The 14,741-nt window shown below is 69.9% G+C and carries 17 protein-coding genes; 6 read left to right on the top strand and 11 right to left on the bottom strand.

The genetic code is table 11. The features are described from left to right. Window positions 1-4 precede the first annotated feature (4 nt). Window positions 5-388, top strand: a complete 384-nt coding sequence (locus ACH34R_RS14700; protein WP_397561951.1) for a hypothetical protein — start codon at window positions 5-7, stop codon at window positions 386-388. Between the two features lie 47 nt (window positions 389-435). On the opposite strand, the gene ACH34R_RS14695 is transcribed toward ACH34R_RS14700, so the two are convergent. The 3 genes from ACH34R_RS14695 to sodN form a co-directional block, all read right to left on the bottom strand. Further along, window positions 436-1,215, bottom strand: a complete 780-nt coding sequence (locus ACH34R_RS14695; protein WP_199537174.1) for an RNA polymerase sigma factor SigF — start codon at window positions 1,213-1,215, stop codon at window positions 436-438. Between the two features lie 17 nt (window positions 1,216-1,232). Beyond that, window positions 1,233-1,658: an anti-sigma factor gene (locus tag ACH34R_RS14690; RefSeq protein ID WP_397561950.1), complete on the bottom strand. Its 426-nt coding sequence runs from the start codon at window positions 1,656-1,658 to the stop codon at window positions 1,233-1,235. A gap of 175 nt (window positions 1,659-1,833) precedes the next feature. Continuing rightward, window positions 1,834-2,235, bottom strand: coding sequence for a superoxide dismutase, Ni (sodN, locus tag ACH34R_RS14685; protein ID WP_111169730.1), 402 nt, complete (start codon window positions 2,233-2,235; stop codon window positions 1,834-1,836). A gap of 91 nt (window positions 2,236-2,326) precedes the next feature. On the opposite strand from sodN, the gene ACH34R_RS14680 reads away from it, so the two are divergent. Further along, window positions 2,327-2,626, top strand: coding sequence for a S24/S26 family peptidase (locus tag ACH34R_RS14680; protein WP_397561949.1), 300 nt, complete (start codon window positions 2,327-2,329; stop codon window positions 2,624-2,626). Window positions 2,627-2,650: 24 nt separating this feature from the next. On the opposite strand, the gene ACH34R_RS14675 is transcribed toward ACH34R_RS14680, so the two are convergent. From ACH34R_RS14675 to ACH34R_RS14660, 4 genes are all read right to left on the bottom strand, one after another. After that, window positions 2,651-3,184 carry a CGNR zinc finger domain-containing protein gene (locus tag ACH34R_RS14675; protein WP_397561948.1) on the bottom strand — a complete coding sequence of 178 codons (534 nt, stop codon included), beginning with the start codon at window positions 3,182-3,184 and terminating at the stop codon, window positions 2,651-2,653. Window positions 3,185-3,258: 74 nt separating this feature from the next. Next, on the bottom strand, window positions 3,259-4,017 hold the full coding sequence (locus tag ACH34R_RS14670) for an amino acid ABC transporter ATP-binding protein (RefSeq protein ID WP_397561947.1): 759 nt from the start codon (window positions 4,015-4,017) through the stop codon (window positions 3,259-3,261). Then, entirely contained in the window at window positions 4,014-4,874 is an 861-nt protein-coding gene (locus ACH34R_RS14665; RefSeq protein ID WP_397561946.1) for an amino acid ABC transporter permease, read from the bottom strand. Before ACH34R_RS14665 ends, ACH34R_RS14670 begins: the two co-directional genes overlap by 4 nt. Then, window positions 4,832-5,686 carry an ABC transporter substrate-binding protein gene (locus ACH34R_RS14660; protein ID WP_397561945.1) on the bottom strand — a complete coding sequence of 285 codons (855 nt, stop codon included), beginning with the start codon at window positions 5,684-5,686 and terminating at the stop codon, window positions 4,832-4,834. The genes ACH34R_RS14665 and ACH34R_RS14660 overlap by 43 nt, the downstream gene beginning before the upstream one ends. A gap of 351 nt (window positions 5,687-6,037) precedes the next feature. Here ACH34R_RS14660 and ACH34R_RS14655 point away from each other — a divergent pair, with 351 nt between their 5' ends. Next, complete coding sequence (locus ACH34R_RS14655; RefSeq protein WP_397561994.1) at window positions 6,038-7,234, top strand: NADP-dependent malic enzyme; 1,197 nt, start codon at window positions 6,038-6,040, stop codon at window positions 7,232-7,234. 16 nt (window positions 7,235-7,250) lie between these two features. Here ACH34R_RS14655 and ACH34R_RS14650 read toward each other — a convergent pair whose 3' ends face one another. Both ACH34R_RS14650 and ACH34R_RS14645 read right to left on the bottom strand, forming a co-directional pair. Then, window positions 7,251-7,763: a pyridoxamine 5'-phosphate oxidase family protein gene (locus ACH34R_RS14650; RefSeq protein WP_397561944.1), complete on the bottom strand. Its 513-nt coding sequence runs from the start codon at window positions 7,761-7,763 to the stop codon at window positions 7,251-7,253. Window positions 7,764-7,782: 19 nt separating this feature from the next. Beyond that, window positions 7,783-8,439, bottom strand: a complete 657-nt coding sequence (locus ACH34R_RS14645) for a DUF899 domain-containing protein (protein ID WP_397561943.1) — start codon at window positions 8,437-8,439, stop codon at window positions 7,783-7,785. A gap of 102 nt (window positions 8,440-8,541) precedes the next feature. Here ACH34R_RS14645 and ACH34R_RS14640 point away from each other — a divergent pair, with 102 nt between their 5' ends. Further along, window positions 8,542-9,078, top strand: coding sequence for a winged helix-turn-helix transcriptional regulator (locus tag ACH34R_RS14640; RefSeq protein ID WP_397561942.1), 537 nt, complete (start codon window positions 8,542-8,544; stop codon window positions 9,076-9,078). A gap of 221 nt (window positions 9,079-9,299) precedes the next feature. After that, window positions 9,300-10,658 (top strand): hypothetical protein, encoded by a 1,359-nt coding sequence (locus tag ACH34R_RS14635; protein ID WP_397561941.1) that lies wholly within the window; start codon window positions 9,300-9,302, stop codon window positions 10,656-10,658. A 9-nt stretch (window positions 10,659-10,667) separates the two neighbouring features. Here ACH34R_RS14635 and ACH34R_RS14630 read toward each other — a convergent pair whose 3' ends face one another. Beyond that, window positions 10,668-11,315 (bottom strand): TetR/AcrR family transcriptional regulator, encoded by a 648-nt coding sequence (locus tag ACH34R_RS14630; RefSeq protein ID WP_397561940.1) that lies wholly within the window; start codon window positions 11,313-11,315, stop codon window positions 10,668-10,670. A gap of 65 nt (window positions 11,316-11,380) precedes the next feature. Here ACH34R_RS14630 and ACH34R_RS14625 point away from each other — a divergent pair, with 65 nt between their 5' ends. Next, window positions 11,381-12,973 (top strand): MFS transporter, encoded by a 1,593-nt coding sequence (locus ACH34R_RS14625; protein WP_397561939.1) that lies wholly within the window; start codon window positions 11,381-11,383, stop codon window positions 12,971-12,973. 63 nt (window positions 12,974-13,036) lie between these two features. Here ACH34R_RS14625 and ACH34R_RS14620 read toward each other — a convergent pair whose 3' ends face one another. Continuing rightward, window positions 13,037-14,566 (bottom strand): hypothetical protein, encoded by a 1,530-nt coding sequence (locus ACH34R_RS14620; protein WP_397561938.1) that lies wholly within the window; start codon window positions 14,564-14,566, stop codon window positions 13,037-13,039. Between the last annotated feature and the right edge of the window lie 175 nt (window positions 14,567-14,741).

Below are 14,741 nucleotides of genomic sequence, written 5' to 3'. Positions count from 1 at the left end.
GCGCGTGTCGAAGCGTCCGCTGAGCTTGGTGGTTGCCGCCGTCGTGGTGGCGGTGGAAGGGCTCGTCGCCCTGGTGCTCGGAGGTTACGTCGGTGTCATGACGGTGGTCGGCAAGCCGTCGGACCTGGTGACCTCGATCGTCGTCGCGGCGTTCGGCCTGCTGGCCGGCGCCGGGCTGTTGTGGGTGGGCTGGGGATTGTTCACCGGGCAGCGGTGGGGACGGGCACCAGGGGTGCTCACCCAGATCTTCGCGCTGCCTGTGGCGATCACGCTGATCCAGTCGGGGCAGGCCGCGCCGGGCGTCCCGCTCGCCGCCGTGGCGGTGATCGGGCTCGGCGGACTGTTCGCGCCGCCCACCACGCAGGCGCTGTTCGGCGACGACCGCTGACGCCCCTGGCCGCGGGCCGAGTCGTTCAGCGGTGCCGGGCCGGTCGGTCAGTCGTCGGCGGTGAGCCCCTCGCGGAGCTGGGCCAGCGTACGGGCCAGCAGCCGCGAGACGTGCATCTGTGAGATGCCCAGCTCGGTGGCGATCTGTGACTGTGTCATGTTGCCGAAGAAGCGCAGCAGCAGGATGCGCTTCTCGCGCGGCGGCAGCCGTTCGAGCAGCGGCTTCAGCGACTCGCGGTATTCGACGCCTTCGAGCGAGTCGTCCACGATGCCGAGCGAGTCGGCCACCGCGGGCGCGTCGTCGTCGCCGGAGTCGGGGGCGTCGAGGGAGACGGTGGAGTAGGCGTTGGCCGACTCCAGGCCCTCAAGCACCTCCTCCTCGCTCATCTGCAGGTGGGCGGCCAGCTCGCCGACGGTCGGCGCGCGGCCCTCGCGCTGGGACAGCTCGCTGATCGCCTTGGTCAGCGACAGCTTCAGCTCCTGGAGGCGGCGCGGGACCCGCACCGCCCAGCCCTTGTCACGGAAGTGCCGCTTGATCTCGCCCACGATCGTCGGCGTCGCGTAGGTGGAGAACTCCACTCCGCGGGCCAGGTCGAAGCGGTCGATCGACTTGATCAGCCCGATGGTGGCGACCTGCGTCAGGTCGTCCAGCCACTCGCCGCGGTTGCGGAAGCGCCTGGCCAGGTACTCCACCAACGGCAGGTGCAACTCCACCAGCTCGTCGCGGATGCGCTGCCGGCGCGGCTCCTCGGGAGCCAGCTCGGCCAGCTCGGCGAAGAGGGTCCGGGCGCGGACCCTGTCGGGCACCGCGTCCTCTCCGGCCGCCATGGCACGTGTCCTTTCCGTCACGCCGGCCTCGCCGCGCCTCGGCGTTTACGCAGCACGATGGCCATGCGGTCGGGGTAGTCGGTCACCGCGTCGACGTCGTCGGCAAGCGCCGTCAGCACCATCCACGCGAAGTCGTCGCGCTTGGGCACCGTGCTGCCGACCGTGTTGACCTGGACGCTGACCTGCATCTCCTGCCCCGTCAGCTCGAACTCGGCGGTCAGGTCGGTGCCGGGCACGGCCTGGCTGAGCAGCATGGCGCACGCCTCGTCCACCGCTATCCGCAGATCTTCGATCTCATCGAGCGTGAAGTCAAGCCGCGCTGCCAACCCGGCGGTGGCCGTACGTAGAACGGACAGGTAGGCACTCGCGGCGGGCAGCCGGACACTGACCACGTCGCGAATCCCGGACCTGCCTTCCACACGCGTCTCGGTTTCCTCTGTCACGTTCCTCCTCACGCCGGTGGCGTGCATTGCCGCTGACTGCAACTTACCGCCCCCGGAGACCACTTGGCGGCCTGAGACTCGCGATCATGGCAAAATGCTGAGGCCCCGTGTGATGTCTCATCACACGGGGCCCATCTGCCCATGATCGGGCATTGTCCTAGCAGATCACCGCAACTCAGGCGGCCTTGGTCTCCCAGAAGATCTTCGAGATGTCGTCGATCTTTCCGAGCAGGTCCTCGGCCTTGGACACCTCAACGGTGCCCTTGGCGCCCGCGGCGCCGGCGAGCTTGGTGGCCTCCCAGAAAAGCTGGTGCAACTGCGGGTAGGCCTCCAGGTGCGGCGGCTTGAAATAGTCGGTCCACAGCACCCACAGGTGGTGCTTGACCAGCTCGGCCCGCTCCTCCTTGATGGTCAGCGCGCGGGCGCGGAAGACCGGGTCGTCGTTGGCCGCGTACTTCTCCATGATCGCCTTGACCGACTCGGCCTCGATACGGGCCTGCGCCGGGTCGTAGACCCCGCACGGCAGGTCGCAGTGCGCGGATGCCACGTGCTTGGGTCGCAGCAGTCGTGCGAGCATCGGAATTTCCTTCCTCGATGCTGATATCAGCATGGTCCGGTTACCGACCTTACTCGGCTAGATTCGCCCCGCGCGGGAGGGGGTTGGCGTCGTGAGAGTGCGTGTCGAAGGGGATTCCATGCTCCCGGGACTACGCCCGGGAGACTGGTTGCTGGTACGGCGGGGCGCCGTCGTACGCCCCGGTGACGTGGTGGTCGCCCGGCTGCCGGGCGACGAGGCGCGGTTGATCGTGAAACGGGCCGCCTGGCGCGAAAAGGACGGCGGCTGGTGGCTGGAGAGCGACAACCAGCGCGCCTCCGGCCGCCGCGACAGCTGGGACTTCGGACCGCTGCCGCCGGTGCTGCTGGTCGGGCGCGTCGTGCTGCGCTACTGGCCGCCGGGGCGCAGATGAGCCCCGCTGAGCCCTGAGGGCGGCTCAGACGGCCACCCGGCGCTTGCGGGCGCGGTAAGCCGCGACGTTCGCGCGGCTGGCGCAGCGTTCGGAACAGTAGCGCCTGGAGCGGTTGGAGGAGGTGTCCAGGAAGGCCCGGCGGCACGGCGCCGCGTCGCACAGCCCCAGCCGGTCCACGCCGAGGTCGGTGACCAGCGCGGCCAGGCCCATGACGCAGCCCACGGCGTACTGGTCGGCGATCCCGCCGTCCTCGTTGAGGTGCAGGTGCCAGCGCTGGCCGTCGTGCCCGGAGATCAGCGGGTGGACCGGATGGCGGATCAGCAGCGCGTTCAGCCGCGCCACCGCGTCGTCCTCCTCACCCGCGTCGGCGGACTCGAAGACGGCCACCAGCTCGGCGCGCAGCGCGCGCATCGCCTCCAGATCGGCGCGGGTGGCCCGCGCGGCGCGGGCCCCGCGCCCGGACTCGTTCAGCAGCAGGCGAAGGCCCGCCAGGCTCTCCAGCCGGTCGGCTCCGTTGACGAGCAGCACGGCCAGCTCGGCGTACGTGGTCAGATCCACAGTGACCCTGTTGGTTGACGGTAATAGACGATGGACCAGTCGAGTATTACACGTCTGTCGAATGCCGTCGGCTGTCAAACGCCGTCCGTGTCGACGTGGGTCGGGTTGAGCACGCGCCGCAGGAACGTACGCGTGCGCTCGTGCCGCGGCGCGCCGATGACCTGCCCGGGCGGGCCCTCCTCCACGATCGTCCCGCCGTCCATGAACACCACGCGGTCGGCGACCTCGCGGGCGAACGCCATCTCGTGGGTCACCACCAGCATGGTCATGCCCTCCTCCGCCAACTGGCGCATCACCGTCAGCACGTCGCCGACCAGCTCCGGGTCCAGCGCCGAGGTCGGCTCGTCGAACAGCATCAGCGCGGGGTTCATCGCCAGCGCCCGCGCGATGGCCACCCGCTGCTGCTGCCCGCCGGAGAGCTGCGCCGGGTAGGCGTCGGCCTTGTCGGCCACCCCGACCCGCGCGAGATCGGCCCTCGCCACCGACTCGGCCTCGGCGCGGCTGCGGCGCAGCACCCGCTCCTGCGCGATCATCACGTTGCGCAGCGCCGTCAGGTGCGGGAACAGGTTGAACTGCTGGAACACCATCCCGACCCGGCGCCGGGCCGCGTCGATGTCGACGTCGGGGTCGGTCAGTTCCACACCGTCCACGAAGACCTTCCCGGACGTCGGCCGCTCCAGCAGGTTCACGCACCGCAGCAGCGTGGACTTGCCCGACCCGGACGGGCCGATCACGCACACCACCTGCCCGGACTCCACGGTGAAGTCGATCCCCCGCAGCACCTCCAGCTTCCCGAAGCACTTGTGCAGGTCGCGGATCTCCACGTCGCTCATCGGCCGTCCCGCCTCGCTTCCAGCCGCCGCGCCAGGTATCCGAGCGGGATGGTGATGATCAGGTACGTGATCCCCGAGACCAGGATCGGCGTCGGGCTGGCGAACGTCGAGGACTGGTCGTTGCCGAACTTCGCCAGCTCCACCTGCCCCGCCGTGACGCCCAGGAAGAGCACCAGCGAGGAGTCCTTGAACAGCAGGACCAGTTCGTTGGTGAGCGGCGGGATGACGATCCTGATCGCCTGCGGGATGACGATGCTGGTCATCGCCCGCATGTACGGCATGCCGAGCGAGCGCGCCGCCTCCATCTGTCCCTTCGGCACCGCCTGAATCCCGGCGCGGAAGGTCTCGGCCATGTACGACGCCGAGACCAGGCCGAGGCCGAGCGCCGCCATGCCGTACACGCCGCCGGGCAGCCAGAAGCTCGGGAAGGCCAGCGGCAGCGCGCTGATCATCAGGAAGATGACCAGCGCGGGCAGCCCGCGGAAGACCTCGACGTAGACCGCCGCGATCCACCGGTAGGGGGCGACCGGCGACAGCCGCATCAGCGCGAGCAGCAGGCCGAGCGCGAACCCCAGCGCGAACCCGGTGAACGTGTAGATGACCGTGTTCTTCAGCGCGACCGTGAACAGCTCCGGCAGGCCCTCCGCGGCCACCTCGGCGTTCAGGAACGCCTGCCGGATGGCCGGCCAGTCGGCGAGCAGGGCCAGCGCCACGATCGCCGCGACCAGGATCGCGTACTGCACCCCGCGGCTGATCCGCTGCCGCTCGCGGGGGCTGAGCCGGGCCCGTGCCGCCGGCTCTGCCCCTGGGACCGTCATGTGCCGGCCGGCGACGGCGAGGGCACGGTACCGATCCACTTCTGGTAGATCTTGTCGTACGTGCCGTCGGCCCTCGCCTGCTTGATGACCTCGTCCACGACCTTCTTCAGCGCGGTGTTGCCCTTCTTCATCCCGATGCCGTACTGCTCACCGGTGTTCAGGTTGGCGACCAGCTCGAACTTCGCCGCGACCTCTGGCTTCTTCAGCCAGGTCGCCACCACCGCGTAGTCCTGGATGATCACGTCGGCCTGGCCGGTCTGCAGGCCCAGCAGCTCCTTGGGGGAGTCGGCGAACTCGATCGGGTCGAACCCCTGCTGCCTGGCGTGCTCCAGACCGGTGGTGGACGCCTGCGCGCCCAGCGTGAGGCCCTTGGCCTTGACATCGGCCAGCGCGGTCACCCCGCTGCCCTTCTTGGCCATCAGCGCCTGGGTGGCGTCGAAGTAGGGCACCGAGAAGGCCAGGTTCTTCTCCCGGTCAGGGGTGATCGTCATGCCGGCCGCGGCCAGGTCGCACCGGTTGGAGTTGAGCGCCGCGCCGCTCTTGATGGCGGCGAAGTCGATGTCGATGATCTCCTGGGGCACCCCGAGCCGCTTGGCGGCCAGGTCGACGATGTCCACGTCGAACCCGACCACCTCTTGGCCCTGCTTGAACTGGAAGGGCTCGTAGGGAACGTTCGTACAGGTGGTGAGCTTGCCTTGGGACACGAGCCGGACCCCCTCGGGCCCGCCCGCGCCGCCTCCGTCCGACGAGCCGCACCCGGCCAGCAGCAACGCTGACGCGAGCGCCGCGGCTCCGGCGGTCATGGTACGGCGGCGCGCCGCCGTCCAAGGGCGCGAGGGCCAGGGAGCCATGAGCGGCCTCCTCTATGGATTGACCGGTTTGCGGTAATAAGGGCAGGCCAAAGCCCTTTTGGGAAATTCCTACTGTTCGGTTAGTTTGTTGTCAACTATCCGGAGTCAACACGACAGTCAAGCCTTACCTCCTGGTTCGGACTCATGCCCCCTGCGACGGCCCTGCTCACAACGTGTGGCACAATCAAGCGACGGGTGACCCCCGTGCCCCCTCCCACGAGACCACCGCGATCGAGCGGCCGTTTTCCCGGCGCCTACCAAGCCAGGGGATCTTCGCTCCGCGGTGCCCGTCGAAGACCTGTCCGTCTGACTCCAGGGGTCGCAGTGGCCGTCACGCCATCCTCCGTTTCCATCACCACCTCACCGGAACCGTCCGCACCGAGCCTCGACGCGCTCGACGCCGACCCGGCCTTCGCGCTGCACCGCGGCGGCAAGCTGGAGGTCCGTTCCTCCGTGCCGGTCCGCGACGCCGACGACCTCGCGCTCGCCTACACGCCGGGCGTGGCCAGGGTCTGCACCGCGATCGCCGAGAACCCGGCGCTGGCCGCCGACTACACCTGGGTGTCCCGGGTGGTCGCCGTCGTGTCCGACGGCACCGCCGTACTCGGGCTCGGCGACATCGGCCCCGCCGCCGCCATGCCGGTGATGGAGGGCAAGGCGCTGCTGTTCAAGGAGTTCGCCGGGGTCGACGCCGTGCCGATCTGCCTGGACTGCACCGGCGTGGAGGAACTGGTCGAGACCGTCGCGCGGCTCGCGCCGTCCTTCGGCGGGATCAACCTGGAGGACATCAGCGCCCCCCGCTGCTTCGAGGTCGAAGACCGCCTGCGCGAGCGGCTGGACATCCCGGTCTTCCACGACGACCAGCACGGCACCGCCATCGTCGTGCTCGCCGCCCTCCAGAACGCCGCCCGCCTCACCGGCCGCTCGCTCGGCGACCTGCGCGCGGTCGTGGCCGGGGCCGGTGCGTCCGGCGTCGCGGTCTCCCGCATCCTGCTCAACGCGGGCATCGGCGACATCGCGGTCGCCGACTCCAAGGGCCTGATCCACGAGGGCCGCGCCGGGCTCAACTCGGTCAAGAGCGCCCTGGCCGCCGACACCAACCGCGCGGGCCTGCGGGGCACGACCGAAGACGCCCTGGCCGGGGCCGACGTCTTCATCGGCCTGTCCGGCTCGACGGTCGCCGAGCAGGCCATCGCGGGCATGGCGGCCGACTCCATCGTCTTCGCGCTGTCCAACCCGACGCCCGAGGTCCACCCCGACGCCGCCCGCCGGCACGCCCGCGTCGTGGCCACCGGCCGCTCCGACTTCCCCAACCAGATCAACAACGTCCTGGCCTTCCCCGGCGTCTTCCGCGGCGCGCTCGACGTCCGGGCCCACACGATCACCGAGAACATGAAGGTGGCCGCGGCCGACGCGCTGGCCGCCGTCGTGGGCGACGCCGTGTCCGCCGACTACGTCATCCCGAGCCCGTTCGACAAGCGGGTCGCCCCGGCCGTCACCGCCGCCGTGGCGGACCAGGCCCGCCGCGACGGCGTCGCCCGGGCCTGACGGGCCTTTCGGCCGGTCAGAAGCGCCAGCGGGTCGCGGTCAGGCCGTCCGGACCGTACCCGAAGGCGCGGGCCGGGGTGACCCGGTAGAAGACGTACTCCGGCGAGCCGGGCAGGCCGTCGTCGTACGCCGCGTCGCCGCGCAGCGCGAAGTGCCACTGATACTTGGCGGCGAAGGCGTCGGCGATCCGCCGCCGCCCGGCGGCGTCCGGCACGCGGGCGGCCACGCCTTCCAGCACCAGGTCCAGGTCCGGCTCGGCGGCGGTGAGCACGCAGTGCCCGCTGCCGCCGAGGTTCCTGGCCTTGCGCGAGGCCGGGCGGGTGGCGAAGCAGGCCGCGTCGTCCGCCCACACCACCAGCACCGGCATGGCGTGCGGCCTCCCGTCGGGCCGCACGGTGGACAGCCACGCCTTCGGCGCGCTCTCCAGGCACCGCTGCGCCTGGGCCCACGGCTTCACGGTCGCGGGGTCGGTGCTCATCGGGGTCGCGTCGGCCTCGCCGAACAGCAGTTCTGCGGTGGGTCGCGGCATTGTGCACCCTCCGTCCAGGTCAGGAGACGTCGTACTCGTCGTGCAGCCGCCACCACGCGTAGGGTTCGGACTGCGGCCATCCGTCAGGTGAGTCCTCCCAGGTCTCCCGCCGTCCGTACGGCGTCAGGTCGAGGAAGGTCCAGCCGCTTCCGAGGCGTTCCACTCCGCGTTCGGTGGTGAAGTAGGTCCGGTACACGTCGTCCCCGTCACGGAGGAAGACGTTCAGCGCGAAGCCGCCGCCCGGTGCCATGTCCTGGTTGAAGCCGCCGTCCAGCGCGGAGTACCACGGGAGGGTCCAGCCCATGCGCCGCTTGAAGGGCGCGATCTCGGCCTGCGGCCCGTCGGAGACCAGTACGAGGCGGGTGTCGCGGGCGTTCATCATGGCCGGATGCCCGACGTTGTCGGTGAACAGCGCGCACCCGGGGCAGTACTCGTGGGCGCCGTGCCACATGAAGGTGTAGACGATGAGCTGGCCGTACCCGCCGAACAGGCCCGGGAGGTCCACCGTGCCCCCCTCGCCGGCGAACCGGTACTCCTTGCCGACGCGGACCATCGGCAGCCTGCGGCGTTCGGCGGCCAGGGCGTCCAGCTCGCGGGTGAGCGCCTTCTCCTTGACCAGCAGCGCGTCTCTAGCGGCCCACCACTCCTGCTCCGGCACTGTCGGGGGTCGGTTCATGCGATCCTCCTCTTTGGCTTTCCTCAGGGAAGTCACCTGCTCAATGCCACCTTAGCCCGACTGACTTCCCTGAGGGAAGTCTTTCGGTAGTACGCTGGTCGTGTGCAGCGAACCAGCTTTGCGGAGATGACCTGCTCGATCGCGCGCACCCTGGATGTCATCGGCGAACCCTGGTCCCCGCTGATCCTGCGTGATGTCTACGTGGGTTTCTCCCGCTTCGACCAGATTCAGCGGGATCTTGGCATTTCCAGCAAGGTGCTGAGCGAGCGGCTCAAGGGCCTGGTGGACAACGGTGTGCTGGAGCGCAGGGAGTACTCCCGGCGGCCACCCCGGTACGAGTACGCGCTCACCGAGAAGGGCCGGGAGCTGTGCGACCTGCTGCTGGTGATGGTGCGCTGGGGCGACCGGTGGACGGCGGGGGAGGCGGGCCCGCCCGTGCTCTACCGGCACCACGCCTGCGGCCGGATCTCCCATGTCGAGCTGCGCTGCTCGGAGTGCGGTGAGCCGATGCGGGCCACGGACATCGACGTACTGCCAGGTCCGGGCATGACGGTCGCCGGCGCTGAGGCGGCCGGGGCTGAGGCGGCCGGTGACGATGGGCCGGATTCGCATGATCCCGGCCGATCCCCCACGATCTAGATCCACCTCGGACGATCAACGAACGTTTACTGGTTTCACCTTGATTTCAGGGAACGCGGCCAACTTGATGACTCTCCGTGCTATATTCAAAGCAATCCGTTACTTTGACGGCCTCGGAGTATGACGAGGCGGATCGTCAGTCGGCGTTGACCTCACCTGTCCATGGTGTAAGGGGCTTTCCTGGGGGCAGTCGGTCAACGGCCATGGCCGGAAGGAGACCCATGGAGCGTGAGCCCAACCGCGTTCTACAGCGGCTCATCGCCGAGTCGGGGTTCTCCCATAAGGGCCTGGCCCGCCATCTCAACGACCTGGGTACGGCCCGCGGTCTCGCCGGGCTGAAGTACGACCATAGTTCAGTGCTGCGATGGCTTGGGGGACAGCGCCCGCGCGACCCGGTTCCCGGTCTGCTGGCGGAGATCTTCGCCGCGCGGCTCGGCCGCGCCATGACCTCAGAGGATCTCGGCATGCCCGCCGTGTGCACCTCCCTTGACCTTGGGCAGGAGTTTTCCCTTAGTTGGCGGGAGGGTGTGGCGACCGTGACGGCACTCTGGCGGGCGGATGTGGAGAGGCGGAGGTTCCTCGTCGAGTCGACCTTCGCCGTCGGAGCCGGTTCGGCGGGCGCGCTGCGCTGGCTGACCCATCCGGCGGAGGGCCGCCCGGCGGGCATGGGCGGCCGGGCCGTCGGGGCGGCCGACATCGCCTCGGTCCGCGAGGTGACCCGGGCGTTCGGCGAGCTCGACAACCGGTTCGGCGGCGGCCGGGTGCGCGCCGCCGTGGTCAAGTACCTCGACAGCGCGGTGACACCACTGCTCAAGGACGGCTCCTACGGCGAGGCCACCGGCCGCGAGCTGGCCTCCGCCGTCGCCGAGCTGACCCGCCTGGCCGGCTGGATGGCCTACGACCTCGAACAGCACGGCCTGGCCCAGCGCTACCTCATCCAGGCGCTGCGGCTGGCCCGCGACGCCGAAGACCACGGCCTCGGCGGCGAGATCCTCGCCGGGCTCGGCCACCAGGCCGTCTACATCGGCCGCCCCGGTCACGCGCTCGACCTCGCCAGGGCCGCCCAGCTCGCCGCCCGCCGGGCCGGCCTCGGCACACTGCTCGCCGAGGCCCACGTCCTGGAGGCCCACGCGCACGCCCTGGCCGGCGACCGCGCCGCCTGCGGCAGCAGCCTCAACGACGCCGAGAAGGCGTTCGATCGCCGCTCCCCGGGCACCGAGCCCGAATGGCTGGCCTACTTCGACGAGGCCTACCTCGCGGCCAAGTTCGCCCACTGCTTCCGCGAGCTGGGCGACGGCCCGCAGACGGTCCGCCACGCCCGCCGTTCGCTGGAGATGGACGACCGCTACGTCAGGGGCAAGATGTTCAACCTCTCGCTGCTGTCGGCCGGTCTGGTCGACTGCGGCGACGTCGAGCAGGCGTGCGCCGTCGCGCAAAACGCCCTCGACCTGGCCGACGGCCTCACCTCCACCCGCACCCGCACCTACATGGCCGACGTCCGCAAACGCCTGACCCCCTACGACGACACCCCGGCCGTCAAGTCCTTCACCGCCCGCACCAACGAGCTGGCCTCGGTCTAGGCGCTTCCGTCACGGGTGGAGATGGTCGCCGCTCATCACGTCCTGGCTGTGCGCGACCAGCGCCGGATAGTCGGCGGCGATCCCGCCCAGCAGCGCCTCCACCGCGTGCTGCACGTCGTCCGCGCTGATCGCCGCGTGCCCGAACAGCGCCCGGTAGTGCACGAGTGACCCGAGCATGTCGAGGGCCAGGTCCCGGTCGATGTCGCCGCGCAGGTCGCCGCGCGCCTGCGCGTTGTCGAGCATCCGCGCCACCGCGGCGCGCGGCGGGTCGAACAGCGTCCGCATGAAGGCGCCCCGCAGTTCCGGTACGGCCGAGCAGTCGGCGAACAGCGGCGCGAGCACCCCCGGCGGAATGCGGCGGAATGCCGCCACGAAGACGTTGATGCCCTCGTTCAGGTCGCACAGCGTGCACCCGGTGTCGGGTGCCTCCGCCCCGCCGAGCCGGGAGGCGAGCGCGTCGAGCACCAGATGCTGGCGGGTGCGCCAGCGGCGATAGATCGCCGGTTTGGTGGTGTCGGCCCGCCTGGCGACCTCTTCGAGAGTCAGCCGGGCGTACCCGATGTCGTCCAGCACGGCGAGGGTGGCCCTCAGCACGGAGGCGTCGATGTGCGGGTCGCGGGGCCGCCCGGCGCGCGCCGACGCAGGATCTGACTTCACGTCGCACCATCCTATGTATATATTACGTTCCGACTCGTAACGTTTATGGAAGGCATATGGCCCCGATGACCACGACAGAACGTGACGGCGGCACGGTCCCTGGCGAGCCATCGCCGCGCGCGGGGCGGCGGGAGTGGATCGCGCTCGCCGGACTGGCCCTGCCCACCTTGCTCATCTCGATGGACCTGTCCGTGCTGATCCTCGCCACCCCGGCACTGAGCGCGGACCTCCAGCCGTCCGCCGCGCAACTCCTCTGGATCACCGACATCTACGGCTTTCTGATCGCCGGCTCACTGATCACCATGGGCACCCTCGGCGACCGGATCGGCCGCCGCAGGCTGCTCATGATCGGCGCGGCGGCGTTCGCCCTGGCCAGCATGGTCGCCGCCTTCGCCCCCACGCCGGACCTGCTGATCCTGGCCCGCGCCGTCCAGGGCGTGGCCGGCGCGACGTTGATGCCCTCGACGCTGTCGCTGCTGCGCAACCTGTTCCGAGACGAGAACCAGCGCACGGTCGCGATCAGCGTGTGGGCGACGACCTTCCAGGTCGGAGTGGTCCTCGGGCCGCTGCTGGGCGGGGCGCTGCTGGAACACTTCTGGTGGGGCTCGGTGTTCCTGCCCAACCTGCCGGTGATGGCCGTCCTGCTGCTGGCCGCACCCAAGCTGCTCCCCGAGACGCGCGACCCCGCCCCCGGCAGGTTCGACCTGGTCAGCGCCGCCCTGTCGATCATCGCCATGCTGGCCGCGATCTACGGGATCAAGCGGATCGCCGAGTCCGGCGCGGACGCCCCCTCCCTACTGGCCCTGGCCGCCGGCATCGCCGTCGGCGTGGTGTTCGTACGGCGGCAGCACGCCCTGCCCGCCCCCCTCCTGGACCTGCGACTCTTCCGCTCGGCCGCCTTCACCACGTCGGTGACCGTGAACGTCATGATCGGCACGCTGATGGCGGGCACCTTCTTCCTGCTCGCCCAGTACCTGCAACTCGTGCTCAGCATCGGGCCGTTCGAGGCGGGCCTGTGGATGCTTCCCCAGTCGGCGGTCATCATCGTCGCCTCCATGCTGGCCGCCGTCGCGGTCCGCAAGATCCGGCCGGCGTACATCGTGAGCGGCGGCCTCACGGTGACCGCCGCCGGCCTGTTCGTCCTCGCCCAGATGGACGCCACCTCTGGGATCATCTTCGTGATGGCGGCCTGGGTGATCGTCGGCCTCGGCGTCGCGCCCAGCTCCACGCTGAGCGTGGACCTCATCGTCAGCTCCGCCCCTCCCGAACGCGCCGGCGCCGCCTCGGCCATCTCCGAGACCGGCGGCGAACTGGGCAACGCCCTCGGCATCGCCCTGATCGGCAGCCTCGGCGTCGCCGTGTACCGCAGCACCATGTCCGACGCCGTGCCGCCAGGGGCAGATGCCGCTCCTCCCGGCGAGGCGGCGCTTCCGGGCGAGGCGATGCTTTCAGGTGAGGCCGCTGAGGCGGCCCGCGAATCCCTCAGCGGAGCCATGGCCGCCGCCACCGAACTCCCCGCCCGCCTCGGCGCCGAACTCGTCGCCCAGGCCCAGGCCGCCTTCGCCTCCGGCCTGCAACTGGCCGCCGCGGCCGGCGCCCTCGCCGCGGTCATCGGCGCGGTCGCCACCGCCATCCTGCTCCGCCATGTCCGCCGCTGACCTGCGGACATGGGCCGGGGCCCGGCGCTGAAACGCGCCGGGCCCCTCATGCGCTGGGTGCCCCTACTTGAGCAGTTCGCCCTTGGGTCCGACGACCTTGAGCGGCAGCGCGCCCTGCGCCTGGTTGTAGATCGCGCCGGTCTCGCCGTTGAAGTACGGCGTGCTGACGTGGTCCACCCGCTTGTTGTCGTCCTGGTCGTGGAACAGGCTGATCACACCGTTGATGTAGCCGGTCCGCGCCTTGTTGTCGTACTTCATGATCAGCGGCCCACCGTCCGCGCCACCAGTCATGCTGCACTTCAGCGCGATGTGCTCACCCACCTTGAAGGCGTTGACCACGATCGGCTTCTTCCCGGTACGCCCGGCGCACCACTTCGGCGTAAGCCCGCTGAACGCCTTGTTCCCGTCCGGATGCCGGTCCCCCGGGTACCCGAACGCGTACACCGGCTGCCCGGGAAGCTGGTTCCACGCGAGCCCCTGCCCGCCCACCACATCCGTCAGCCGCCCCAGGTCCTTGGCGAGCACGACGTGGAAGGTGTCCCTGTAGTACTTCTTGGCGGTCCCGGGCTTGAGCCACCGCTGCACGTAGTAGTGCGTGATGAAGTGGTTGCCGAACTTGTCGACGGACTTGGTGCCCGGCCCCTTGTACGCGTCGTACTCGGTCTTCGTCACCGGCTCGACCACGGGCTCGCCGAACTTGCGGCCTTGGCCCTTGCCGACGCCCGCCTTGTCGTACTCCTGCTTGCCGACCTCACGCCGGTCCAGGATGGCACCGGGGTAGTCCGGCCCGACCAGGTCGTCCTCGCTGTTCGTGCCCGACGTCCAGCAGTGCCCCAGGTTGAGGGCGCACTTCTGGTAGGTCTCCTTGTCGATCTCGACCGGCTTGACGAACTTGTCGCCCTTCCACGCCTGGTACTCCTCGAAGGAGACCTCCTTGGAGGAGCCGAGCCCGATTCCGTTGGTGACGGACACGAACGCGTAGTCGCCGTCGAAGTCCTCGAAGTTGACGAGGTCGTAGTGGGTGTAGGCGGTCACGCCGACGTAGATGCCCCAGGTGGCCTTGCCCTGGTAGTAGCCCGGCACGAAGACCCACTTGTCCATGACGTCTTTGTTGCCGTCGATGTCGTAGACGCAGTGCCCCGCGGTGGCCACGAGGTTGCGGTGGCGGGCCTGCACGGAGGAGGCCGAGCACCAGCGGTACTCGCCCTTGGCGTTCACGAAGAAGACCTTGCCGATCGTCCGCGGCAGGTTGATGTTCTTGATCTTCGCCGTGGCACCCTTCTTCGACCCGGTCGGCGCCACGAGTCCGGCCTTACCGTCGTCGGGCAGGCCGTTCTGTCCATGGGTGACCAGGTTGGGCACCTCCTTGGCGTCCCAGTCGTACTCCTTGGCCTTCTTCAGGGCGGCGCCGTTGGCGTCCAGCCAGAACTTCGCGATGGCGTACGCCTCCGGCGCGCTGGTCACCAGCTTCTCCGAGGCGGCCGTCGGGGCCGTCCGCGCGGGGGCGGGCGTCGCCATCGCGGCCGTGATCAGGCCGCTGGTCACGAGGGCGCCGGCCAGGGGGAGGGCGAGGCGCTTGGCGGGGGTGTTCAAGGAAGACTCCTTGCGCTGTAGCGGGCGGTATCGCGCCCCAAAGCGTCAGAAAAGGGGATGACAGGACCCTATCGAGCCGAAGCATTCGATCTTGGGTGCTTCGGGGGGATGCCGATCACTTGATACTTGATCGTGACCGCGAGTCAGTAGACCCTTTGCGACGTGCGGAAATCCT

The organism is Spongiactinospora sp. 9N601 (assembly GCF_044326295.1).
Classification (GTDB): Bacteria; Actinomycetota; Actinomycetes; order Streptosporangiales; family Streptosporangiaceae; genus Spongiactinospora; species Spongiactinospora gelatinilytica.
This window is presented reverse-complemented; position numbering and strand designations above follow the sequence as displayed.